We start from the raw sequence: 21081 nt of genomic DNA, 5'->3' as shown, positions 1-21081 counted from the left end.
TTTTCATACAGGAAAACAATTATGCTGGCACAACTGACCATCAGCAACTTTGCCATTGTTCGTGAGCTTGAGATCGATTTCCACAGCGGCATGACGGCGATCACCGGGGAAACCGGTGCGGGTAAATCCATTGCCATTGATGCCCTCGGCTTGTGCCTTGGCGGGCGTGCTGAGGGTGACATGGTGCGCATGGGCGCCAACCGTGCTGACCTCTGCGCTCGCTTCTCCCTAAAAGACACCCCTGCGGCCCTGCGCTGGCTCGAAGAAAACCAGCTTGAAGATGGACGTGAGTGTTTACTTCGTCGCGTTATCAGCAGCGACGGTCGTTCACGCGGTTTTATCAACGGTACGGCGGTACCGCTTTCTCAGCTTCGCGAGCTGGGCCAGTTGCTTATTCAGATCCATGGTCAGCACGCGCATCAGCAGTTGGTTAAGCCGGAGCAGCAAAAATCGCTGCTCGATGGCTATGCAGGTGAGTATGCACTTACTCAGTTGATGGCAGAACACTATCGCCAGTGGCACCAGAGCTGCCGCGAGCTGGCTCAGCACCAGCAGCAAAGCCAGGAGCGTGCCGCACGCGCCGAACTGCTGGAGTATCAGCTCAAAGAACTGAACGAGTTTAATCCGCAGGCGGGTGAGTTCGAACTCATTGACGAAGAGTACAAGCGTCTGGCCAACAGTGGCCATCTGCTCTCTACCAGCCAGAACGCCCTCACCTTACTGGCAGATGGCGAAGACGTTAATCTGCAAAGCCAGCTGTATAACGTGCGTCAGCTTGTTACCGAGCTGGCGGGCATGGACAGCAAACTGTCTGGCGTACTGGATATGCTGGAAGAAGCGGCGATTCAAATCTCTGAAGCCGGTGATGAACTGCGCCACTACTGTGAACGTCTGGATCTCGACCCCAACCGTCTGTTTGAGCTGGAACAGCGCATTTCCCGTCAGATTTCGCTGGCGCGCAAGCACCACGTCACGCCGGAAGAGTTGCCTGCGTTCTATCAGTCTCTCCTTGATGAACAGCAGCAACTCGACGATCAGGCTGATTCACTGGAAACGCTGACTCTGGCGGTAAACCAGCACCATCAGCAGGCGCTGACTACGGCGAAACAGCTGCATGATGTTCGTCAGCACTATGCACAGGAACTCAGCCAGCACATCACCGACAGCATGCATTCGCTGGCGATGCCACACGGCGTATTCACGATTGATGTTCGCTTCGAAGAGAACTCCCTGACGGCGGAAGGCGCGGATCGCATCGAGTTCCGTGTCACCACCAACCCAGGCCAGCCGTTACAGCCTATTTCCAAAGTGGCATCCGGCGGTGAGCTCTCCCGTATTGCTCTGGCGATCCAGGTTATCACCGCCCGTAAAATGGAAACCCCGGCGCTGATTTTCGATGAAGTGGATGTGGGGATCAGCGGCCCGACAGCCGCGGTGGTGGGTAAACTGCTGCGCCAGCTGGGCGAATCAACGCAGGTGATGTGCGTCACCCACCTGCCGCAGGTGGCGGGCTGTGGTCATCATCACTTTATCGTCAGCAAAGAAACGGACGGTGAAATGACCGAAACGCACATGAAACCGCTGGATAAACGCTCGCGTCTGCAGGAGCTGGCTCGTCTGCTGGGAGGCAGCGAAGTCACCCGCAATACGCTCGCGAATGCGAAAGAACTGCTGGCGGCATAAACTTTTTCGGGATCTCAGGGTCATACAGAACAACAAAAACGCCGCCAGACCGGTTTCAAAGTGGGGCAAGGTCTATTATCATCGGCATATTACATATGAGCCGCGTACTGCTCGGGCCCGAAAAGGAATCAAATCACTATGCGCTGTAAAACGCTGACCGCTGCCGCTGCGGTTCTTCTGATGTTGACCGCAGGCTGTTCCACTCTGGAGAAAGTGGTTTACCGTCCTGACATCAACCAGGGGAACTACCTTACCCCTAACGATGTGTCTAAAATCCGTGTAGGGATGACACAACAGCAGGTCGCTTATGCACTGGGAACCCCGATGATGTCCGATCCGTTCGGCACCAACACCTGGTTCTATGTATTCCGTCAGCAGCCAGGCCACGAAGATGTGACCCAGCAGACCCTGACGCTGACCTTCAGCAGCGCCGGTGTGTTGACCAACATCGACAACAAGCCTGCCCTGACCAAATAATCCGGCGTCAGAAATGCAAAAAGGTGCTCAATGAGCACCTTTTTTTGTATCGACATTTCGCACTGGATCGTAGCCCCGGTAAGCGCAGTGCCACTACTGGGGAAAGAAAGCACTACTTACCTGATTTCTCCGCACGCTGGCGACGCAGCTCTTTCGGGTCGGCAATCAGCGGACGATAAATCTCCACCCGGTCGCCCTCTTTCAGCACATCACCCAGCTTCACGGGGCGGCTGTAAATGCCGACTTTATTTTTTGCCAGATCGATATCGCGACGAAGCTCCAGAATGCCAGAGGCGCGGATAGCCGCCTCAACGGTTGCGCCCTCTTCCAGCGTCACGCGCTGCAGATACTGCTTCTCCGGCAATGCATAGACCACTTCCACCGCTATCTTATGCGACACTGTATACCTCTTTGGCGCGGGTCGTGAACGCCTGAACCATATTGGACGCCAGCTCTTTGAAGATGCGGCCAAACGCCAGCTCAATCAGCTTATTGGTAAACTCAAAGTCCAGATGGAACTCGATGCGGCAGGCATCAGCGCTCAGCGGCGTAAACTTCCAGCCTCCCATCAGGGTCTTAAACGGACCATCCACCAGATGCATCAAAATACTCTGATTGCTCGTCAGCGTATTGCGGGTGGTGAACGTCTTGCTGATCCCCGCTTTGGAGACATCCACCGCCGCCGTCATCTGCGTCGGGCCAGACTCCAGAACGCGGCTCCCGGTGCATCCCGGAATAAATTCTGGATAGGACTGAACATCGTTCACTAACTGATACATTTGTTCCGCGCTGTAAGGTACAAGCGCAGTACGGCTAATCTGAGGCATAGCTTTTCCCATGGTCACACAACGGACAAATAATAACATTTATCACCTGTTAAAAAAACGCTAAGCCTCATCTCGTGCTAAGATAGCGCGTTAGACCTCACAGGACGCAATGAGGTGACTTTTTGAAATCAGATTACCGACGGCTTTACGACACTTATGACGAAGAAAAAAGCACATAAACCAGGCTCGGCGACCATTGCGCTCAACAAGCGTGCTCGCCATGAGTATTTCATTGAAGAAGAATTTGAAGCTGGCCTTGCCCTGCAGGGCTGGGAAGTAAAATCGCTGCGCGCCGGGAAAGCCAACATCGGCGATAGCTATGTGATCCTGAAAGATGGCGAAGCCTTCCTGTTCGGTGCCAACTTTACGCCGCTGACCGTCGCCTCTTCGCACTACGTGTGTGACCCAACGCGCACCCGTAAGCTGCTGCTGAACAAGCGTGAACTGGAATCCCTCTACGGGCGCATTAACCGTGAAGGGTTTACCGTGGTCGCACTGTCGCTGTACTGGAAAAACGCCTGGTGCAAAGTGAAAGTGGGCGTCGCTAAAGGTAAAAAACAGCACGACAAACGTACTGACCTGAAAGAGCGCGAATGGCAGCTCGACAAAGCACGTATTATGAAAAACGCAGGACGTTGATTCTGCACACTTATTGTACTATTCAATAAGTTAGCGTTCCGGGCTGGTATCCAGGAAGTGAAATCTGGTATACTGAGTTCAACACTATTGGGGCTGATTCTGGATTCGACGGGATTTGCGAAACCCAAGGTGCATGCCGAGGGGCGGTTTGCCTCGTTAAAAGCCGCAAAAAAATAGTCGCAAACGACGAAAACTACGCTTTAGCAGCTTAATAACCTGCTCTGAGCCCTCTCTCCCTAGCTTCCGCTCTTAAGACGGGGATCAAAGAGAGGTCAAACCCAAAAGAGATCGCGTGGAAGCCCTGCCTGGGGTTGAAGCGTTAAAACTAATCAGGCTAGTTCGTTAGTGGCGTGTCTGTCCGCAGCTGGCGTGCGAATGTAAAGACAAACTAAGCATGTAGTACCGAGGATGTAGAAATTTCGGACGCGGGTTCAACTCCCGCCAGCTCCACCAAATAATGATCCGGATGCGTCCGGTGAAGTACAGAAAGCCCGCATGGCACAAGCCCTGCGGGCTTTTTTGTGTCTATCATTGTCCGAGAACATCCAGCTAAATCCGGTGATTATTGGTATACGCTTAGGTATACGGTAGGATGTATACCTAAAAGCGTATACCAATTCATGAAGGAGCAGCCATAGTGGCACGGACAACACGTCCCCTGACCAACACCGAAGTTCAGCGCGCTAAAGCGTTAGAGAAGGATCTGACGCTGCATGATGGCGATGGCCTTTTCCTGATAGTGAAAACCAGCGGGAAAAAGCTCTGGCGTTTCCGCTATCAACGTCCGGCGACAAAACAGCGGACAATGATGGGGCTAGGTGCTTTCCCCGCCCTTTCACTTGCTGACGCCCGAGGGTTAAGAGCGGATTACCTTGCCTTGTTAGCCAACGGAATTGACCCACAAATTCAGGCCGAAGTTGCAGAGGAACAGCAGCAAATCGCTTTGGACAGTATTTTTTCAACGGTCGCCGCTAACTGGTTCCAGCTCAAAAGCAAAAGCGTTACCTCTGATTACGCAAAAGACATTTGGCGTTCACTGGAGAAAGATGTATTCCCTGCTATCGGTGAGATCCCCGTTCAGCAAATCAAAGCCCGTACATTGGTTGAAGCGCTTGAACCAATCAAAGCTCGTGGGGCACTTGAGACTGTACGTCGACTGGTGCAGCGCATTAACGAGATAATGGTTTATGCCGTAAACACTGGTCTGATTGATGCCAATCCAGCATCAGGTGTTGGAATGGCCTTTGAGAAGCCCAAAAAACAAAATATGCCGACACTGCGGCCAGAAGAATTGCCGAAGCTAATGCGTTCTTTAGTTATGTCAAATCTGTCTGTTTCGACTCGCTGCCTTATTGAATGGCAACTCCTGACGCTTGTGCGCCCTTCTGAGGCCTCCGGTGCTCGTTGGGCAGAAATCGATCAAGATGCAAAGCTTTGGACTATTCCAGCCGAACGGATGAAGGCGAAACGTGAGCACATAGTTCCTCTCTCAACTCAGGCATTAGAGATTCTCGAAGTGATGAAACCTATTAGTGCCAATCGAGAGCACGTTTTTCCGAGCAGGAATGACCCAAAGCAACCAATGAATAGCCAGACGGCTAATGCTGCTTTAAAAAGGATCGGTTATGGAGGTAAGCTAGTGGCTCATGGGTTGAGATCCATAGCTAGTACTGCTATGAATGAAGCTTGCTTTAATTCTGATGTCATTGAAGCTGCATTGGCTCATACCGACAAGAACGAGGTAAGAAGAGCTTACAATCGTTCAACTTACCTTTCCCAGAGAAGAGATCTCATGGAATGGTGGGGCAAGGTTGTTCTTAATAACATTTAGCTTTGGAGAGGAAACATGGACGCACAGCAAAAGCAACAAATCAATAATGCTTTCAACTCAATACTTCGAGCAGACTATATTACCTTAGAAAAAATATCTGAGCTTGATCAATTAGAGGGCTACTTCATTGATTCATTTGGAATATTGAACAACCTTCTTCATAAACAAGATAGTTTTATATCTGGCAGGCGAGGCACGGGGAAAACAACAAATTTACTTCGTGGTTACTATGAATGCCTTAAAACAATAATACCTAAACCTACATCTAAATCCTTACTCGGAAACGTAAAAACCCTACCTATATATATAGATCTTAGTACTTGCAATGATATATTCGACTCTGAGAACGAACTTTCCTTACTCGAAATTCATTTTATTAGACAAATTATTTCCGCTCTTAAAAACCAACTTTCTTTAATGTTTGACGACAACTTTCTAAGTAACTTCAGAAAACAGCATCAAACTTTAAATGAACTTGACTATATAGAGAAAGTACTTGTTCAGGGAATAACATTAAGTAAATCAAAGGTTATTGACAGCTCCTTAGCAATTAAAAAAACCGGCTCACATGAACTTTCCGGCGAACTAAGCCCAACCAGCGCAAAAATATCAGCAAAAGTAGGTGGCGCTACTGAAAACAATGAAAGCATTAAATTCACAACAGTAAAAGGATTAAATGCCCAGGACTTCCTCAATAAAATAAATGAAATTAAGACAAAAGCTGGCATTGATGCTATCTATGTATTTATAGATGAATATTCTGACCTAAGCCTAGACTCACAATTGAAATTCAGTGCGCTTTTGAAATTATTTCTTGGTTCAAAAGTAGGTATGTTCTTTAAACTTGGTGTAATTACAGACCGTTTTAATTTTGGAGAAAAAGTTATCATTGGGAGGGATATTTTTCCTATACCTCTTGATTTTAACGAATATTCTGAGCGATTTAATGGTGCTATAGCAGCCATGAATAAAATGCAAATCTTCGTTACTGAACTGATACAAAAGAGAATTGAAAAATTCTGTTCTTCAATGACAATAGGTTCAATATTCAAAGGTGACACAACCGAAATAATGACTCGTTTAACACGAGAAACCATCGGCGTATCAAGGACACTTGGAATAATTTTACAAAACGCTTTTTCCCAAGCTCAAACCAATTCAACTGATTATCGAATTGGTCTCGCAGAAATAAACTATGGAATCACCTGTGCAAGAAAAACATATCAAAAACAATTCATTGGTGGTGTAAAACAAAAACTCATACCTGGATTCTACATGGATCTATGGAATAAAATATTAGAAAAAGCAATTACAGAAAAAAACAAATTTCCTAACAGAGCCGCCAGCCACTTAATGATAGACCCCACTAGAAAAGAGTACTTAAATATTTTATGCGAGAACTTTTTGCTACATTTCATTTCCGAAAACATCGCTTCAAAACATGGTGGTAGTTATAATCTCTATTCTCTTGACTATGATGTCTGCACTGAGTACAACATTAAGTACGCAAATAAAAAAGATGATTACACACCAATAAGATTTATTTACGACCCGGTCTTATCTGGCTTTGATGCCTATTTTCTAAAAACCAAGCAAAAAAGTTACAGATGTTCTTCCTGTAATAAAATTTATGATGAGAATGATGTTATAAGATCAAAAGTCAAACGCTGCTTTGATGATGACACAGTTCTAATCGAAATTATTCATCAAGATGCACCGATGACCGAGGGAAATTTCGCTGAAGTAGAGATTAAAATCTTAGGATTAATATCTCAATTAAGTGAGCATGAAGCTATGACAGCAAGAGATATTGCAGACTCTGTAGGCTGTACGGTGCAGAAGGTTGCAATTTGGGGGAGCCGAGTCCTTGAAAAGTCGGGAAAAATAAATATTAACAAAGCCCACAAACCTCACAAATACTATTCAAGTGATCTTGAGCAGTAATTCACAAACTGATGCAGGGGTCACGCCCTGCATTAACTTCTAAAACTTTTTTATTAACATAGATGCACACTATTACACCTCAAAAAAATCCCACTAAAAAATTAATATTAATTCAACTCCGCGGCTCTGCGCGCAATGCTCTCCCCGCCCCGCCTGCCCGCTTAAGGGGGCGCTTTTAATGCAGGTGCATGACCGGCCTCAGGGCGCGCCAGTACTGGCGCTGGCGGGGGTTCCAGTATCGGTAAAACGCATGCAAAACCATGCACCTTATGCATGCATGGCTTTTTAGGGGAAAAAGGCGGGTTTTTCGGGAATTTTTGAAAGGACTACTGCGCGGCCAGCTCTGCGCGTCGGCGGGTGTAATTCAGGTTCTGTGCAGGTGTGAATTTTTCACGATTATCATCGCACGAAGCCGCGTCAGGCCTGAATCCGATGGGCGTTAAAATGTCATTATCCTGCGCCGAATAATTAATTTTTTCACCGGCGGTCAGCCAGACCAGCAGCGCCTCACGCAGATAGTCGAGTGAGTGCTGCATGGCGCAGCGCTGAATGGCGGAATGCTGCCCGGAATAATTCATCAGCTCCGGGGCAAGGGCGGCGGCCAGCTCCGCGCCATGTGCCTGCATAAAATCATTCAGACGGTTACGGATGCTGATTCGCTGCACCTCCTCATGCGAGCGGATATAACGCCCGGCAGCCTGATTTATTTCCCACTTTTTCACGTCGATAATTTCGCGCAGGGTTTGCAGGCTCCGGCCGCTGTGGCCGTTACCGGCAAGCTGTTCGCGGTATGCCTGTTCGGCCTGCTTCAGTTCATCCCGGCGTTGCAGCCAGGCGGATTTATTTGCCTGACAGGCCTCAAAGGCTTTCTGTAGCGTCAGTGTGGTCACGTATGTCTCTCCTGATGTCTGGCCGTGCTCACGCACCGGCACGGTTAACGGTGGCCGCCGGTGCGGGTACAGGGGTAACCGGCTCAGTAACCGGTGAACGGATAATCCCGTCAACGGATTCAAGCGTACGGAAGGTCGCCGAGCACTCGACGTTCACGCACTGGTGATAGCGCTGTTTGACGTTCTCAGACAGATAGCGACTGGTGCGGGCGTGCGCACTGGTTTTGCAGAACGGGCAGTGAAACATGCTTATACCTCCGCTTTTGTCTCGCCATTATCAGCCAGTTTTCTGGCGAGCATCATTCTCTTCGCCGGGCTGCGTAACAGCTCCATATCCACACCGTTAATCTGCGGCCGGTGCATGCCCATCACAGACAATACCGGCTCCTGCTTCATATCGAAGTGATACAGGCTGCCCTGACGGCTCAGCGCATCGCGCAACTCGCCGACGGCCACGGACTGGGGTGCACTGTCACCCTGCATTTCGAGGGCGCGAATGCGCAGCAGGAAAGCACGAATGAGCACGGCGGGGAGCGTGTTGACCGCCTGAGCCCATTCCGCACCGGCATAAGTGGTAAAGGCATCATCATGCGCTGACAGGTATTTACTGGCGGTCGAGCAGGCATTCAGCATGGCGCGTGTCCGGTCAGTTTCCAGCTCCGCAATCAGGCCGGTGAACTCGTCGGCCAGCTCGCGACTGGCGATACGCCTGCTGTGCTCAGCTTTCATTTCAGGGGTGAGATTGCCGCGCAGGGTGCGGAAGCGACTGCGCCAGTCCTGCTCCGCCTCTGCACTCTCACTGAGGGCGGTCTGCCGCTCCTGCTTACAGCGTTCAATGGACGTATCAATCTCTTTCAGTTCCTGCATGCTGGCCGCGTGCGTGTCTCTGGCCGCAGTGAATGCGCTCAGCTTGTCGGTGATGCGCTGGCTGCTCTCTGCTGACTGTTGAGCGGCTACATTCTGCAGGGCGGTAATGACTGTTTCGGGTTTCATGTTCAGGCTCTCCGTGTGTTCAACCTGAAATGATTCTGCCCTTCATCACACAACATCTCGATTCATTGCAGTTGTGGCAGTTCTGGCACAAACAGCACTCAAAACCCGGCTTGCCAGAGAAAGGTCTCAGCAAAACCTTACTCATCGTTTGTTTTTTTACTGATAACTGTTCACCACTGTTCACCATAAATAAAAGTATAAATAATACAGTAAGTTAAAGGGTGAACAGTTGCAGGTCTGACTGTTCACCGTCTGTTCACCACTGTTCACCTGCCGTTCTGGCTTATCTCAGGGCTTATATATTTTATTCCGGTCAATACAGGAGAGTTTAATCAGTAAAAGTAATCATGGTTTTTCCATCAATTGCCATCATTTGCCAAAGCTTTGACATACTGAAAAATCAACGAAATGAATGCAAAATCACCCTTAAAAGACTTGTTGCCCTGAGGGTAAATATTCACAAAATAGAGAGCTACCCGAGGCCGGACGGACACGACCGGCACAGTATGGACTTTATGAGGTAGCCCGATGCACACCGCTTTTTCTTCACCGTCTTCTGCCCCTGCCGCCCCGATGATGCCGGTCTCTGATGCCGTTCAGGAACGCTTTATCCGCCTGCCCGAAGTGATGCATCTGTGCGGTCTGTCCCGGTCGACCATTTACGACCTCATCAGCCGGGAGGCTTTCCCGAAACAAATCTCCCTCGGCGGAAAAAACGTGGCGTGGGTGCAGTCTGAAATCACCGCGTGGATGGCAGATCGCATTGCCGAGCGCAACCGGGGCTGTGACGCATGATGATGACCGTTCAGCAAACCGCCCCTTTTTCTGGCTTGCTTCCTGTCGCCGTTTCCAGGTATAGTTTTTCCGCTGTCGCAAAATCGGCAGCCGGGATTAGCAGCCCGTGTAACTCAATGGCGACACAGCACGCGCCATGCGTGTTTTTTTGTGTCATCGCTCAGGCACACCCATTTTTCGGGCTGTGGTGCTTACACCGTGGCCCCTGTCAGATAATGGTGGTCCGGGCGGGGCAGCCTTCGGGCTGGCCGGTGTCCATTGAGGCCGGTACTGCTAACCCCGTCCGGGCTACCACCCATGAGATTAGCAGCTCCGGTGGTGGCGTTAACCGCTACTCAATGGAGGTTGCCATTATGGCTACGACCCTCACCCCGTCACATCCGCAGTTTGTCTTTGTGTTTGCCGCCGTTCGTCGCGCAGACCGTAAACCCCGTATCTGTATGCTCCGCACCGTTGCCGGTGATGAACACGCCGCACGCCTGTCCCTCGTTCGTGATTACATTCTGTCGTTCGCTGGCCGCCTGCCGGTTACGGAGGTGCGACCATGAAACAGACCCTTATCACCCCTCATGATATCGAGTGCCTTGAGCATATGCGTAATCTCGGCCAGCTCGTTGACGAGCTGATGAAGGTGCAGGACTCAACCTCCGTTTGTCGCGACCCGGCGCAGCAGTTGCAGCTCACCTCCGTGATTTACCTCATGACCGCCCAGCTCGACGGCGTGGTCGAGCGCTGCAAAAAGCGCTGGCTGACCGGGGAGGACAACGTATGAAAAAGCCTCTTTCACCCGTATTACGCGCCGCGCTCTATCGTCGCGCCGTAGCCTGTGCATGGCTGACAGTATGCGAGCGTCAGCACCGCTACGAACACCTCACCCTTGATGCGCTGGAAAGCGCCATCGCCGACGAGCTGGAGGGCTTCTATCTGCGCCAGCACGGTGAGGAAAAAGGCCGCCAGATTGCCTGTGCGCTGCTGGAGGATTTAATGGAAGCCGGACCGCTCAAGGCCACCCCGTCGCTGTCTTTTCTGGGACTCGCCGTGATGGATGAACTCTGTGCCCGTCATATCACATCGCCTGTTATGCACTGAGGGAGAAAATAACGATGAAAATGAACGTAACGGAAACCGTAAAACAGGCGTGCGGCCACTGGCCGCGCATTCTCCCGGCGCTGGGTGTGAAGGTCATTAAAAACCGCCATCAGGCCTGTCCGGTGTGCGGCGGCTCTGACCGCTTCCGCTTTGACGATAAAGAGGGGCGCGGCACATGGTTCTGTAACCAGTGCGGTGCGGGTGACGGTCTTAAGCTGGTAGAGAAAGTGTTCGACGTAACCGCATCAGAGGCTGCCGGGAAGGTGAACGCCGTGACCGGCAACCTGCCGCCGGTTGCCCCGGAAGTGATTGCGGCCGCAGAGGCTGAAACCGAAGCTGACCGTAAAGCGGCCGCCGCGCTGGCCGTCAGACTGATGGAGAAAACCCGCACGGCCAGTGGCAACGCCTATCTGACCCGCAAGGGCTTCCCTGACCGGGAATGTCCGGTACTGTCGGCCACACACAAAACCGGCGGCGTGACGTTCCGCGCCGGTGATGTGGTTGTCCCGCTGTATGACGATACCGGCGCACTGGTTAACATTCAGATTATTAATTCTGACGGTCTCAAACGCACCCTGAAAGGCGGGACGGTAAAAGGAGCGTGTCACACCATCGAAGGAAAAAAACAGGCCGGAAAACGCCTGTGGATTGCGGAGGGCTATGCAACCGCGCTCACCGTGCATCACCTGACCGGCGAAACCGTCATGGTGGCACTGTCGTCCGTGAACCTCCTTTCTCTGGCGAGCCTTGCCCGTCAGAAACACCCGGCCTGTCAGATTGTGCTCGCTGCTGACCGTGACCTTAACGGCGACGGCCAGAACAAAGCCGCAGCGGCCGCAGAAACCTGTGAGGGTGTTGTTGCCCTGCCGCCGGTGTTTGGTGACTGGAATGATGCGTTTATGCAGAATGGCGGGGAGGCTACCCGAAAAGCGATTTATGATGCCATCCGGCCACCGGTACAAAGTCCGTTCGACACCATGAGCGAGGCGGAATTTACCGCCATGAGCACCAGTGAAAAGGCAATGCGGGTGCATGAGCATTACGGCGAAGCGCTGGCCGTGGATGCAAACGGCCAGCTCCTGTCCCGCTATGAGGCCGGGATATGGAAAATCATTCCGCCGTCGGATTTTGCCCGCGACGTGGCCGGGTTGTTCCAGCGTCTGCGCGCACCGTTCTCGTCCGGGAAAATTGCCTCAGTGGTGGAGACCCTGAAACTGATTATTCCGCAGCAGGCCGCACCGGCACGCCGTCTGATTGGCTTTCGTAACGGAGTACTCGATACCGCCACGGGTACTTTCAGCCCACACCATAAATCGCACTGGCTGCGCACACTCTGTGATGTCGATTTTACCCCGCCGGTAGAGGGAGAAACGCTGGAAACCCACGCCCCGGATTTCTGGCGCTGGCTCGACCGTGCTGCCGGTGGCAGACCGGAAAAGCGCGACGTGATACTCGCTGCGCTGTTTATGGTGCTGGCGAACCGCTACGACTGGCAGCTCTTTCTCGAAGTCACCGGTCCCGGCGGGAGCGGGAAAAGTATTCTGGCCGAAATCGCGACCCTGCTCGCCGGAGAGGATAACGCCACGTCGGCTGATATCGATACGCTGGAAGACCCGCGCAAGCGTGCATCCCTGATTGGCTTCTCGCTTATCCGTCTGCCTGACCAGGAAAAATGGAGCGGTGACGGTGCAGGGCTGAAGGCCATCACCGGCGGCGATGCAGTTTCAGTTGACCCGAAATACCAGAATCCGTACTCAACGCATATTCCGGCTGTGATTCTGGCCGTGAATAACAACCCGATGCGCTTCACCGACCGCAGCGGCGGTGTGTCACGTCGCCGGGTGATTATTCACTTCCCGGAGCAGATTGCCCCGGAAGAACGCGACCCGCAGCTCAGGGATAAAATTGCGCGCGAGCTGGCCGTCATCGTGCGCCAGCTTATGCAGAAATTCAGCGACCCGATGGCCGCGCGCGCACTGCTCCAGTCGCAGCAGAACTCCGACGAGGCGCTCAGCATCAAGCGCGACGCAGACCCGACGTTTGATTTTTGCGGCTATCTGGAAATGCTGCCGCAGACCAACGGGATGTTTATGGGTAATGCCAGCATCGTCCCGCGTAATTACCGTAAATATCTCTATCACGCGTATCTGGCCTATATGGAGGCTAACGGGTACAGGAACGTGCTCAGCCTGAAAATGTTCGGGCTGGGGCTGCCCATGATGCTGAAAGAGTACGGCCTGAATTATGAGAAGCGGCACACAAAGCAGGGGATACAGACTAACCTGTCTCTGAAAGAAGAAAGCTACGGCGACTGGCTGCCGAAGTGCGACGAACCCGCAGCGACATAACCTAACTCAGACCGGCTATAGCCGGTCTGTTACGTTAACTACCAACATAGCGATTTACGAGATGTGTATAATGGTCGAATATTTCATCTGTTTTTCGAGAGGTAGAAAATGGATTACTTTCAGACCAGTGGGTTATTAATAAATATATTAACAATGCTAGTTGCCGTTGGCTCATCATGTATCAGTTACCTTGTTTACAAAGAGAGCACCTACCCAGACGTCATTGTTTACCTTGAACAAAACAATGAAGTCAAAACTGTTTTAAATATTGTAATTAAGAATATAGGTAAAAGTGCTGCAAAAGATGTAACCTTCAGTTTTAATGAAAATACCTTTAAGAATTCACTGCCTAATGGTGAGTATAGTGCGTTAACGAAAGGTGCATTGGTTTCAGGCATACCATTTCTTGCACCTGGTTCATGCAGGATATTGAGGCTTGGAAATTTCGCTGATTCGAAGAAGATTTTAGGTGACCACAAAATTAGAGTAACTACAACTTTCCGTAAAGCTAATAGCAAGAACCCTTTCGCAAAAAATATTACTAATGAAAGTTATATTGAATTGTTATCGTTGGCCAGGGTGGATGCCTCAGATAACAGTAATGAGAAAAAGATTGCTGAAAATCTAGCCAGAATTGAGAAAGCTTTGCTTAATATCAAAACACAACACTAATTCATCTGCGCCAGGATAGCCTTTCTTACCTGCAATTTATATTTTCTGCCGTGAAGGGTGAACAATCTACTGTTCACCCTTCACCGTATATTCACCACTTATCTCTATGAAATTATTGATAAAATACAAAAGGTGAACAGTGTGAACAGTCAAACCCAAAAAAACTTTTTATCCCCCCCCCGCGCATCGCCTAAACGAGCGCATCCAGAACCAGTACAAATCACAAAGGTGAAGAGTCGACTGTTCACTCTTCACCAACCATTCACCACTTATCATTATGATATTAAAAAAGAAAAAAACCGAGGTGAACAGTGTGAACAGTTAAATGCAAAAAAACTCTTTTTTGATGTGTTCCATTCAAAAAACAGGTTTGCTTAACCACAGGAAACAATGCAACAAATCGCCATTGGTATACGCTTAGGTATACCAATGAAAGTTGAATTGATAAATTACCAATAAAAACATAAAGTTGATTAGTTTATTCAGACTCCGCCAGCCCACCAAAATTCTCCATCGGCGATCACCAGAGTCGACTGATGAAGTCCTGAAAGCCCGCACGGCGCAAGCCCTGCGGGCTTTTTTGCGCCCTCAATTTGTCCCGCAAAGTCCAAAAAATTTCCCGCCTACACTGGAGCATCACGCCATTAAACGTTATTCCTCTCATGCTCAATGAGCCATTCTTTTCGAGAAATACCACCTCCATAACCTGTCATCGCGCCATCTTTTCCAATAATCCTGTGACAAGGGATCACAATCGCAATTCGGTTTGCACCATTGGCAGCAGCGACGGCGCGCACAGCATTTGGCTTATTCATCCGTAGCGACATGGCCTGATAGTGTGAGGTCTGTCCATAGGGAACTGCACGCAGCTCGCGCCAGACGGATTGTTGAAAATCACTTCCGGGGGCATCTACAGAGAGAGCAAACTGTCGGCGCGTTCCGGCAAAATACTCGCTGATTTCCTTTACTGTCTGCCGGGTATGGCTGTTTTCTCCGGTGACGATTCTGGCGTTAAATAAACGCTGAATATCGCGAAACTCTGTTTCTAACATCCTGCGATCGGTAAACTCCAGTAGACAGACTCCCCGCTCTGTCGCACAGACAAACATCGGCCCAAGCGTCGTGGTAAAACGGTGAATGACTATCACCTGGGTTGCCTGAGTCGGCGCTGCACCAGTAAGCCGCTTGTAGGTATAACCAAACCCGCTCAGGGATTCATAGCCGTTGTCCAGCGCAACGTCAGTCGCCGTTCGTCCGCTTTTGAGCTCCTGCAGAGCAACGTTCACCCGCTGCATTCGTTGGAAAGCCTGAAAAGTGATGCCGTGATGTTGAAGAAACCAGCGTCTTACCCGCTCCGGACTGATTCCATGCTGGCGAAGCTCCGCGTCTGCAACACGGGATTTAATATCGCGCCTGACAAGCGCAAGCGCCTGTTCAACAAATAATGGCGCGCTGTGCGCATTCTCAGCGGGTCTGCAGACCTTACAGGGTCGAAAACCGGCCGCAAGGGCAGATTTGGCATCTTTATAAAATTCGACATTTTCACGTTTGGGCTTTCGCGCCCGACATACCGAAATGCAGAACACGCCAGTGGTTTTGACGCCGACAAAAAACACGCCAGTATATTCTGAAGCACGTTCAAGTAATGCCTGATACCAGATATCACATAAATTCTTATCGGTTATTTTCATCACCAAAAAGTCCTTCAAACGTCTGACGAGATCGGATCGCATACATGACATCAGTCAGCGTTGACTGCATGGCTGAATGCACAAAATTGCCCATGGAAATGCGGCTTACTCCGGCCAGCTTCAGCCTGTCGAATGACGAAAGGTCGGGCATACACATGACATTAAGAGGCAGACCCGTTGCCTCTGCAATGAGGCTGATGTCTTTCTCTGACGTCAGACAGGGCACAAAAAGGCCGTCAGCACCTGCAGCGTTATAGCTTTGACCCCGTAATATCGTCTCCTGCAACGCTTCTGCATGCCCGAGCAGGTACGTGTCAGTCCGGATGTTCAGAAACAGGCTATGATTTTCGCTTCTCAGCACATCGCTTACTGTTCTCAGGGTACCGGAAAAATCAGAAGCATCGTCAAGCTGACGCACCCCATTTATGACGCTGCTGTCTTCAAGATTAACGCCTGCGACGCCTGTCTGAGCAAGGCGCCTGAGATTGGCTGTTATCTCTTCGGCTGAATCACCGTACCCTGCTTCCATGTCAACGCTCAATGGCAGCTTGCTGACAGCCTGGATACGGGTGACCATATAAAATAGCGCATCAAATGGCATTCCCTGCCCGTCTTCATATCCCAGTGTGGACGCGATTGCTGCGCTGGACGTTCCCAATGCCTGATAACCTGCTTCTTGCGCTGCGACAGCACTGGCGGCATCCCAGACATTAGCGATAAGAAGCGGCTCATGCTGGTTGTGGAGTTCTGCAAAGTTCATATCCATATCCTCTCGATAGATTGAAAATGAATCTAAGCAGTCAGCAAGAACGTCACAACCGAAATTCAGACGACCATTTTTTTAGCAAACGTCGTCTGAACCCGGGGCGAATCAGACCGAAACCTTTCGAGGTCGGGTTCAGGCTTTCAGCATGGCAAGAACCGCCCACCGCGCCGCATCGTCTGCGATATTTTTCGGCAGCGCATCAGCCCGCAGATTGATATAAGCGTCAATAGCCTTTCTGATGGCAATGCTGACGGAGTCACGATCGTGTGTTGCCAGCGTGGAAATCAGCAGGCCATCGGGATCAAGGCCATGGAATTCAATGCGGCGAACCCCACGTTGCGGTAGATTTGCCCGACGGCACAGCATAGGTCCCAACACTTGCTCGCGGAAGAATGACAGCATGCCAATCGCTTCAAAAAGTTCGCCCCTTCCCAGTTTCACCGCCGCATAATGAAGCCAGATCCAGGCTCGGGACTCAAACCACTCCGGCGTCATGTCAGGCCATTGAGCACTATATTTTGCCAGTTGTTGTTCCAGAGCCAGGTGATCGCGGGTAAATAACACTGCAGGCTCCTCAACGCGTTGAGTGAGCATGTCCAGTGTGACAAATTTCAGATCGACATGGAGGAGTTCAGGACCATACAGGCATATAAGCAGACGTGGCTCTCCGACATGTTCCCCGGTAAAGGCATGCAGCAGATGCCCCAGTGTTCCGGCGAACTCAATACGCTGCGCCATGATTTCGTCATAGCAGAGAGGGTCTACCACAACAACAAAATCGAGATCGGAGTAATTATCGAACCCGCCATGAACAAGCGAGCCGCCAGCGAGAAGAGAGTGAATTCGCGAATCAGCCTGAAATTTAAGCTTGAGTTGCTCTGCAAAACTTCTGTGTAAATCGGGTAATGTACTTAGCATACTTTTTCCTGTTCACAAAAAAGACAAAGCATTACAGAATATCGAGCTCTTTAAATAAGGGCCAGATATTTTTGCAGGAACAGTCTTGTCCCTGAGGAGTTTGCTCGCGTAGCCATAAAGCAATCTCTTAGATATGAAGGGTATAGTTATGTTCTGGCTGCCAGTCACGCAGTGAGCTTTGTCTGACTGCAGGCACGATATCGTGATTCATCACTTCAGCGAGTGTTGAATCTGTTTTTGCTCAGCCATAACTGTTATTGTTTTATATAATTTAGGCAGGAGCATTCAACGTTCAGGAGTGAAGGGTGATAGACGCGCAACAGGAAGCGAAACTTCGTTCATACGGGTTTACTGATAAAAATATTACGGCTTTGCGTGCCGTACTTGAAGATCCGAAACGTAAAGATCGGACTCTGCATTCACTTTTAGTTGAGCTAAAAAGACGCTTCTACACGTCCTGGTTTATTGTCATTGGTTTACTGTTTTTTGCTACCTATGCAACTATCACTAATGATTATGATAATGGTTGGATTTATTTCGCAATCATTATCGTTTTATCTCTTTTTATACTGGGAATGGCACCGCTGTCTGTCTCATGGAAGGCGGTGAAATTTTTACGCAAGGAGGGGTAATCCTCCTTTCTGCCTAACGAACAAACGCTTGTTCATCGCTATTATACGTTTTTCCCATCGTATAAATTTTATGGGCTGATTTTCCAACTTCAATAGCCAGCGCTGGCCGTGTCATCGTTGAGACTTTGCGGTAAAAGTCCGTCGATAACCAGTCGTACAGCCGCCAACTTTCTGGCTTGAGCATGGGGCGAAATATTCCATACATTGATGTCACCATATTCATCCCTTGCCAGGCTAACATGCCTGTCTTACGCTCAAATCCGAGAAACTCTGCAGCGCCCATATACGCATTCTGAGCAATATTACCTGGATTTGGTACTCCCGTTAGCTTATCAATATTTTCCATTAGATTACTGGTTCCATGAAAGATCAGCGTTGCTCCTGCAATTACACCGAGGATATTCCCGGTGCTGGCTGAACCAACCGCCATCATTGCACCGCCCACAATCTGAATGCCGCCCAGAACAATTCCAACGCCGCTAATCACGTACCCGACGATTTTCCCATTATCTTCATAAAGTTTTACGGCAGCAGCCAGATAAGCCTCCCCCGTGCGTAACATTCTGTCCTGAACCTTAAGGATGTCGCGTTCGGCTTTTAAATTCGCAATGCACTCTTTGCATACATCATCATTCCTGGCCTGGTGGATACCGTTACGCTGAGCATTAATAAATGCCTTGATTTCATCAAGAAACCGGATACGGGTCAGGCCATCTTTAAAATGTGCGCTGGCAACCTGCGTTGCTATGTTCCACAGAGAGTTTGCTTCTATCTGCGCCATGGCAGCATAGTAATTAATAGACCTGTGCGGGTTCAGATATATATCCATATTCTCTTATCCATTTTGGTGTCAGCCTGACGTAACGCTGCAATTCACTTAACCATATTTTTATTGCATTGTGAACTTTTACCGCAATCTGAGCATATTTGTTTAGTCTACGTTTTACTTCAGTCTCATCAGACAGAGGCGGGTAATACGCCAACAACTAACTGCATTGAAGGGCCTATATAGTCACTCAGGCCAATGGGTGTAACAATTATATTCAGTGATAAGAGCGCGGAATGCACAAACCCTGCGAAATTAGTTGCACCTGTAAATTGCCCCATGAAAAAAGGAAGATAAAAGATTAATGCTCCTTCTTTAAACACCAGGCTTTATAAGCTAATTTCAGTGGAGTCATCCAGCAAAAGATACCAATAATAAACACTACAGCAACGCCTAATGAGATGATATTTTCCGGGGAAGCGAAGCACACCGCCAGGATGAACATAACGATAAGCATAACTGAAAGAATGACAATCCCTTTGAAACGATTTGAAAGCGCAGGGAGCAAAAGTTCCAATGTTATATGTTGAGAAGCTGCATGGCGTTTAAGCTGTTGCAACTCCTGTTTTGTGAAGCCCGATCTAAGCAATACATCTTCAGTTATCATCACGCTAATCCCCCTCTTTATAATCAAAGCCATTATACCGTGACCTGAGTAAAAAAACGGCCAACTTGCCGGTAGTTTATGGTGTCCTCCTGCCTGTTTATTCCTGAATTACCCGGGCAGTTCACCCAGTTGAAGCAACAGATATCGCGCGTCAGCAGGTAGCCTGCCCCACAACACCCTGACCTGCTGCCCGGTAATAAATTCAGGAGGCTTTACAACCAGACAAATTTGTTTGCCAGTAAACCACCAAAAGCTTATGTTTTCTTCTTAGCAAACCCACAGCCATATAACGCTTCCAGACCAGACATGAAAACATACCCGGAATTAATGATGCAGCAGGTTCAATCACTCTCTCTGATATTAACCCGCGAAGCGAACGAGTTAACCCAGGCTCAGTGTGAGGTCGTGCTCAATGGCAAAAGCACAGGTATTCTCGTTCCCGGGCACGTACTGGAAACAGCGGTTCAGGTGAATGACCAGCGCTACATCCTGTTTCTGACAGACGATGTCATTTTCGAGGAATCGTTGACCATTGCCCTTATCGACGTGCATGACGGGCTTAAAGAAGTTGTTCGTTTAGGTAATGAGTACTCGACAGGACGTTTTGCTGACCTCCAGATCACTGACGATAGCGTGAATTTCAGGTTTATTGGGGATTATATCTGGACAGTGGAAGTATCAGACTCACCTCGCTTGCGACTCCCTTTTGTTTCCGACCCGAAAGGTGTGAAACGGGAGTCAGGCCTGAAAAAATACATAGCGATTTCTGCCACACCTTCCCAGGAAAACATAAGTTGAAGCCATTATTTAACAGAATACTCACCTCAACTGATGTGGAGTTGATCGCCCGCGTCCCCGTCTGGCACGCCTTATCAGAACTTTTTACCGGGCGCGAACTCCAGGAGTATGACTATCAATGGATGGCAGAGGTGCTGAAGAGATCCGGATTAAACCGGGAAGCGATCTTCAGAATTGTGGATGAGGAAGTCGCCCCTGCCCTACAGGCTAATCTGCTGTACAACCCAACGCCGGTGATGGAAGGTTGGTCAGAGGAAGACATCACACGGCTTGTGACAGCGTATTTGAACAGAAAGCCGACAATTATCGAGCGCATCATTCCAGCCCGGGTACTGTTAAAACAACGGCGCAAACATATTAGTAACGAACTTAACAGGCTATCCGCTGAGCTGGATAAAGGATTGTAAGAAGTCTTTAAATTCCCCCCACCAAAATCTCCCTCAGATAAAACCCTGAACGCCCATACAGCGCAATCCCGGCGTTATTCTGTATTCTTATTTCCCCATCACATTGACAAACATCAACGACACCGTCCCTCCCCTATGAAAAATTAAAAAGCACTCCCCCCAGCGCTATGGAATAGCCGCTCAACCCGGAAGGAACCCAAACATGTACAGACCCATCGTCGTCATTCTCTTTATTCTCCTGACCCTCG

Annotated in this window: 25 protein-coding genes and 1 other RNA gene; 16 read left to right on the top strand and 10 right to left on the bottom strand. The window is 49.7% G+C overall.

Annotation, left to right across the window (positions count from 1 at the left end; translation table 11 throughout):
• Positions 1–21: 21 nt before the first annotated feature.
• Positions 22–1683, top strand: a complete 1662-nt coding sequence (recN, locus tag ACTJJI_RS18775; protein ID WP_046889734.1) for a DNA repair protein RecN — start codon at positions 22–24, stop codon at positions 1681–1683.
• A 138-nt stretch (positions 1684–1821) separates the two neighbouring features.
• Positions 1822–2160, top strand: a complete 339-nt coding sequence (bamE, locus tag ACTJJI_RS18770; RefSeq protein ID WP_003863121.1) for an outer membrane protein assembly factor BamE — start codon at positions 1822–1824, stop codon at positions 2158–2160.
• 112 nt (positions 2161–2272) lie between these two features.
• On the opposite strand, the gene ACTJJI_RS18765 is transcribed toward bamE, so the two are convergent.
• Both ACTJJI_RS18765 and ACTJJI_RS18760 read right to left on the bottom strand, forming a co-directional pair.
• Positions 2273–2560 (bottom strand): RnfH family protein, encoded by a 288-nt coding sequence (locus ACTJJI_RS18765; RefSeq protein WP_003863119.1) that lies wholly within the window; start codon positions 2558–2560, stop codon positions 2273–2275.
• Positions 2550–2987 (bottom strand): type II toxin-antitoxin system RatA family toxin, encoded by a 438-nt coding sequence (locus ACTJJI_RS18760; protein WP_014832955.1) that lies wholly within the window; start codon positions 2985–2987, stop codon positions 2550–2552. The genes ACTJJI_RS18765 and ACTJJI_RS18760 overlap by 11 nt, the downstream gene beginning before the upstream one ends.
• A gap of 156 nt (positions 2988–3143) precedes the next feature.
• Here ACTJJI_RS18760 and smpB point away from each other — a divergent pair, with 156 nt between their 5' ends.
• The 4 genes from smpB to ACTJJI_RS18740 all read left to right on the top strand — a co-directional run bounded on the left by smpB (position 3144) and on the right by ACTJJI_RS18740 (position 7401).
• Positions 3144–3626, top strand: coding sequence for an SsrA-binding protein SmpB (gene smpB, locus ACTJJI_RS18755; RefSeq protein ID WP_008502505.1), 483 nt, complete (start codon positions 3144–3146; stop codon positions 3624–3626).
• 89 nt (positions 3627–3715) lie between these two features.
• Positions 3716–4079: a transfer-messenger RNA gene (gene ssrA / locus ACTJJI_RS18750) on the top strand.
• A 184-nt stretch (positions 4080–4263) separates the two neighbouring features.
• Positions 4264–5457, top strand: a complete 1194-nt coding sequence (locus ACTJJI_RS18745; protein WP_440655172.1) for an integrase domain-containing protein — start codon at positions 4264–4266, stop codon at positions 5455–5457.
• A gap of 15 nt (positions 5458–5472) precedes the next feature.
• Positions 5473–7401 carry an ORC-CDC6 family AAA ATPase gene (locus ACTJJI_RS18740; RefSeq protein ID WP_440655170.1) on the top strand — a complete coding sequence of 643 codons (1929 nt, stop codon included), beginning with the start codon at positions 5473–5475 and terminating at the stop codon, positions 7399–7401.
• Positions 7402–7727: 326 nt separating this feature from the next.
• Here ACTJJI_RS18740 and ACTJJI_RS18735 read toward each other — a convergent pair whose 3' ends face one another.
• From ACTJJI_RS18735 to ACTJJI_RS18725, 3 genes are read right to left on the bottom strand one after another with little or no spacing between them, the layout of a single operon-like run.
• Positions 7728–8291 carry a phage polarity suppression protein gene (locus ACTJJI_RS18735; RefSeq protein WP_440655168.1) on the bottom strand — a complete coding sequence of 188 codons (564 nt, stop codon included), beginning with the start codon at positions 8289–8291 and terminating at the stop codon, positions 7728–7730.
• Positions 8292–8319: 28 nt separating this feature from the next.
• Positions 8320–8538, bottom strand: a complete 219-nt coding sequence (locus tag ACTJJI_RS18730; RefSeq protein WP_013095389.1) for an ogr/Delta-like zinc finger family protein — start codon at positions 8536–8538, stop codon at positions 8320–8322.
• A 2-nt stretch (positions 8539–8540) separates the two neighbouring features.
• Positions 8541–9284 (bottom strand): capsid protein, encoded by a 744-nt coding sequence (locus tag ACTJJI_RS18725; RefSeq protein WP_440655166.1) that lies wholly within the window; start codon positions 9282–9284, stop codon positions 8541–8543.
• Positions 9285–9812: 528 nt separating this feature from the next.
• Between ACTJJI_RS18725 and ACTJJI_RS18720 the strand changes: the two genes are divergently transcribed.
• The 7 genes from ACTJJI_RS18720 to ACTJJI_RS18690 all read left to right on the top strand — a co-directional run bounded on the left by ACTJJI_RS18720 (position 9813) and on the right by ACTJJI_RS18690 (position 14566).
• Positions 9813–10079, top strand: coding sequence for a helix-turn-helix transcriptional regulator (locus tag ACTJJI_RS18720; protein WP_440655164.1), 267 nt, complete (start codon positions 9813–9815; stop codon positions 10077–10079).
• Positions 10076–10627 (top strand): host cell division inhibitor Icd-like protein, encoded by a 552-nt coding sequence (locus ACTJJI_RS18715; RefSeq protein WP_064151147.1) that lies wholly within the window; start codon positions 10076–10078, stop codon positions 10625–10627. Before ACTJJI_RS18720 ends, ACTJJI_RS18715 begins: the two co-directional genes overlap by 4 nt.
• Positions 10624–10851 (top strand): hypothetical protein, encoded by a 228-nt coding sequence (locus ACTJJI_RS18710; protein WP_032983269.1) that lies wholly within the window; start codon positions 10624–10626, stop codon positions 10849–10851. The genes ACTJJI_RS18715 and ACTJJI_RS18710 overlap by 4 nt, the downstream gene beginning before the upstream one ends.
• Positions 10848–11168, top strand: a complete 321-nt coding sequence (locus tag ACTJJI_RS18705; RefSeq protein WP_032983270.1) for a DUF5375 domain-containing protein — start codon at positions 10848–10850, stop codon at positions 11166–11168. The genes ACTJJI_RS18710 and ACTJJI_RS18705 overlap by 4 nt, the downstream gene beginning before the upstream one ends.
• Positions 11169–11182: 14 nt before the next feature.
• On the top strand, positions 11183–13516 hold the full coding sequence (locus tag ACTJJI_RS18700) for a primase-helicase zinc-binding domain-containing protein (RefSeq protein ID WP_440655161.1): 2334 nt from the start codon (positions 11183–11185) through the stop codon (positions 13514–13516).
• 108 nt (positions 13517–13624) lie between these two features.
• Positions 13625–14188, top strand: a complete 564-nt coding sequence (locus ACTJJI_RS18695) for a hypothetical protein (RefSeq protein WP_180251396.1) — start codon at positions 13625–13627, stop codon at positions 14186–14188.
• A 141-nt stretch (positions 14189–14329) separates the two neighbouring features.
• Positions 14330–14566 (top strand): hypothetical protein, encoded by a 237-nt coding sequence (locus tag ACTJJI_RS18690; RefSeq protein ID WP_440655159.1) that lies wholly within the window; start codon positions 14330–14332, stop codon positions 14564–14566.
• Between the two features lie 266 nt (positions 14567–14832).
• Here ACTJJI_RS18690 and ACTJJI_RS18685 read toward each other — a convergent pair whose 3' ends face one another.
• From ACTJJI_RS18685 to ACTJJI_RS18675, 3 genes are all read right to left on the bottom strand, one after another.
• The gene (locus tag ACTJJI_RS18685) at positions 14833–15879 is read right to left on the bottom strand and encodes a bifunctional transcriptional activator/DNA repair enzyme AdaA (protein ID WP_440655157.1); all 1047 of its coding nucleotides are present in this window, start codon (positions 15877–15879) and stop codon (positions 14833–14835) included.
• Positions 15863–16639, bottom strand: a complete 777-nt coding sequence (locus ACTJJI_RS18680; protein ID WP_163280870.1) for an isocitrate lyase/PEP mutase family protein — start codon at positions 16637–16639, stop codon at positions 15863–15865. Before ACTJJI_RS18680 ends, ACTJJI_RS18685 begins: the two co-directional genes overlap by 17 nt.
• A gap of 138 nt (positions 16640–16777) precedes the next feature.
• Positions 16778–17563: a nucleotidyltransferase domain-containing protein gene (locus tag ACTJJI_RS18675; protein WP_163280869.1), complete on the bottom strand. Its 786-nt coding sequence runs from the start codon at positions 17561–17563 to the stop codon at positions 16778–16780.
• A 305-nt stretch (positions 17564–17868) separates the two neighbouring features.
• Between ACTJJI_RS18675 and ACTJJI_RS18670 the strand changes: the two genes are divergently transcribed.
• Positions 17869–18195 carry a hypothetical protein gene (locus ACTJJI_RS18670; RefSeq protein ID WP_248060301.1) on the top strand — a complete coding sequence of 109 codons (327 nt, stop codon included), beginning with the start codon at positions 17869–17871 and terminating at the stop codon, positions 18193–18195.
• Between the two features lie 13 nt (positions 18196–18208).
• Here ACTJJI_RS18670 and ACTJJI_RS18665 read toward each other — a convergent pair whose 3' ends face one another.
• Both ACTJJI_RS18665 and ACTJJI_RS18660 read right to left on the bottom strand, forming a co-directional pair.
• Entirely contained in the window at positions 18209–19024 is an 816-nt protein-coding gene (locus ACTJJI_RS18665; RefSeq protein ID WP_083020772.1) for a DUF4225 domain-containing protein, read from the bottom strand.
• Between the two features lie 298 nt (positions 19025–19322).
• The gene (locus tag ACTJJI_RS18660; RefSeq protein ID WP_440655153.1) at positions 19323–19631 is read right to left on the bottom strand and encodes a hypothetical protein; all 309 of its coding nucleotides are present in this window, start codon (positions 19629–19631) and stop codon (positions 19323–19325) included.
• A gap of 324 nt (positions 19632–19955) precedes the next feature.
• Here ACTJJI_RS18660 and ACTJJI_RS18655 point away from each other — a divergent pair, with 324 nt between their 5' ends.
• Positions 19956–20426: a hypothetical protein gene (locus tag ACTJJI_RS18655; RefSeq protein ID WP_259331769.1), complete on the top strand. Its 471-nt coding sequence runs from the start codon at positions 19956–19958 to the stop codon at positions 20424–20426.
• Entirely contained in the window at positions 20423–20833 is a 411-nt protein-coding gene (locus tag ACTJJI_RS18650; RefSeq protein WP_440655151.1) for a DUF7079 family protein, read from the top strand. The genes ACTJJI_RS18655 and ACTJJI_RS18650 overlap by 4 nt, the downstream gene beginning before the upstream one ends.
• Positions 20834–21081: the final 248 nt, after the last annotated feature.

The sequence above is a fragment of the Enterobacter sp. 22466 genome (assembly GCF_052044775.1).
GTDB lineage: Bacteria > Pseudomonadota > Gammaproteobacteria > Enterobacterales > Enterobacteriaceae > Enterobacter > Enterobacter dissolvens.
This window is presented reverse-complemented; position numbering and strand designations above follow the sequence as displayed.

Bases quoted from the DNA above. Each gene is read 5' to 3' on its own strand.
- recN (WP_046889734.1), top strand. From the start codon at position 22: ATGCTGGCACAACTGACCATCAGCAACTTTGCCATTGTTCGTGAGCTT.
- bamE (WP_003863121.1), top strand. From the start codon at position 1,822: ATGCGCTGTAAAACGCTGACCGCTGCCGCTGCGGTTCTTCTGATGTTG.
- ACTJJI_RS18760 (WP_014832955.1), bottom strand. From the start codon at position 2,987: ATGCCTCAGATTAGCCGTACTGCGCTTGTACCTTACAGCGCGGAACAA.
- smpB (WP_008502505.1), top strand. From the start codon at position 3,144: ATGACGAAGAAAAAAGCACATAAACCAGGCTCGGCGACCATTGCGCTC.
- ACTJJI_RS18740 (WP_440655170.1), top strand. From the start codon at position 5,473: ATGGACGCACAGCAAAAGCAACAAATCAATAATGCTTTCAACTCAATA.
- ACTJJI_RS18730 (WP_013095389.1), bottom strand. From the start codon at position 8,538: ATGTTTCACTGCCCGTTCTGCAAAACCAGTGCGCACGCCCGCACCAGT.
- ACTJJI_RS18725 (WP_440655166.1), bottom strand. From the start codon at position 9,284: ATGAAACCCGAAACAGTCATTACCGCCCTGCAGAATGTAGCCGCTCAA.
- ACTJJI_RS18720 (WP_440655164.1), top strand. From the start codon at position 9,813: ATGCACACCGCTTTTTCTTCACCGTCTTCTGCCCCTGCCGCCCCGATG.
- ACTJJI_RS18715 (WP_064151147.1), top strand. From the start codon at position 10,076: ATGATGATGACCGTTCAGCAAACCGCCCCTTTTTCTGGCTTGCTTCCT.
- ACTJJI_RS18710 (WP_032983269.1), top strand. From the start codon at position 10,624: ATGAAACAGACCCTTATCACCCCTCATGATATCGAGTGCCTTGAGCAT.
- ACTJJI_RS18705 (WP_032983270.1), top strand. From the start codon at position 10,848: ATGAAAAAGCCTCTTTCACCCGTATTACGCGCCGCGCTCTATCGTCGC.
- ACTJJI_RS18700 (WP_440655161.1), top strand. From the start codon at position 11,183: ATGAAAATGAACGTAACGGAAACCGTAAAACAGGCGTGCGGCCACTGG.
- ACTJJI_RS18695 (WP_180251396.1), top strand. From the start codon at position 13,625: ATGGATTACTTTCAGACCAGTGGGTTATTAATAAATATATTAACAATG.
- ACTJJI_RS18685 (WP_440655157.1), bottom strand. From the start codon at position 15,879: ATGAAAATAACCGATAAGAATTTATGTGATATCTGGTATCAGGCATTA.
- ACTJJI_RS18680 (WP_163280870.1), bottom strand. From the start codon at position 16,639: ATGAACTTTGCAGAACTCCACAACCAGCATGAGCCGCTTCTTATCGCT.
- ACTJJI_RS18675 (WP_163280869.1), bottom strand. From the start codon at position 17,563: ATGCTAAGTACATTACCCGATTTACACAGAAGTTTTGCAGAGCAACTC.
- ACTJJI_RS18665 (WP_083020772.1), bottom strand. From the start codon at position 19,024: ATGGATATATATCTGAACCCGCACAGGTCTATTAATTACTATGCTGCC.
- ACTJJI_RS18655 (WP_259331769.1), top strand. From the start codon at position 19,956: ATGATGCAGCAGGTTCAATCACTCTCTCTGATATTAACCCGCGAAGCG.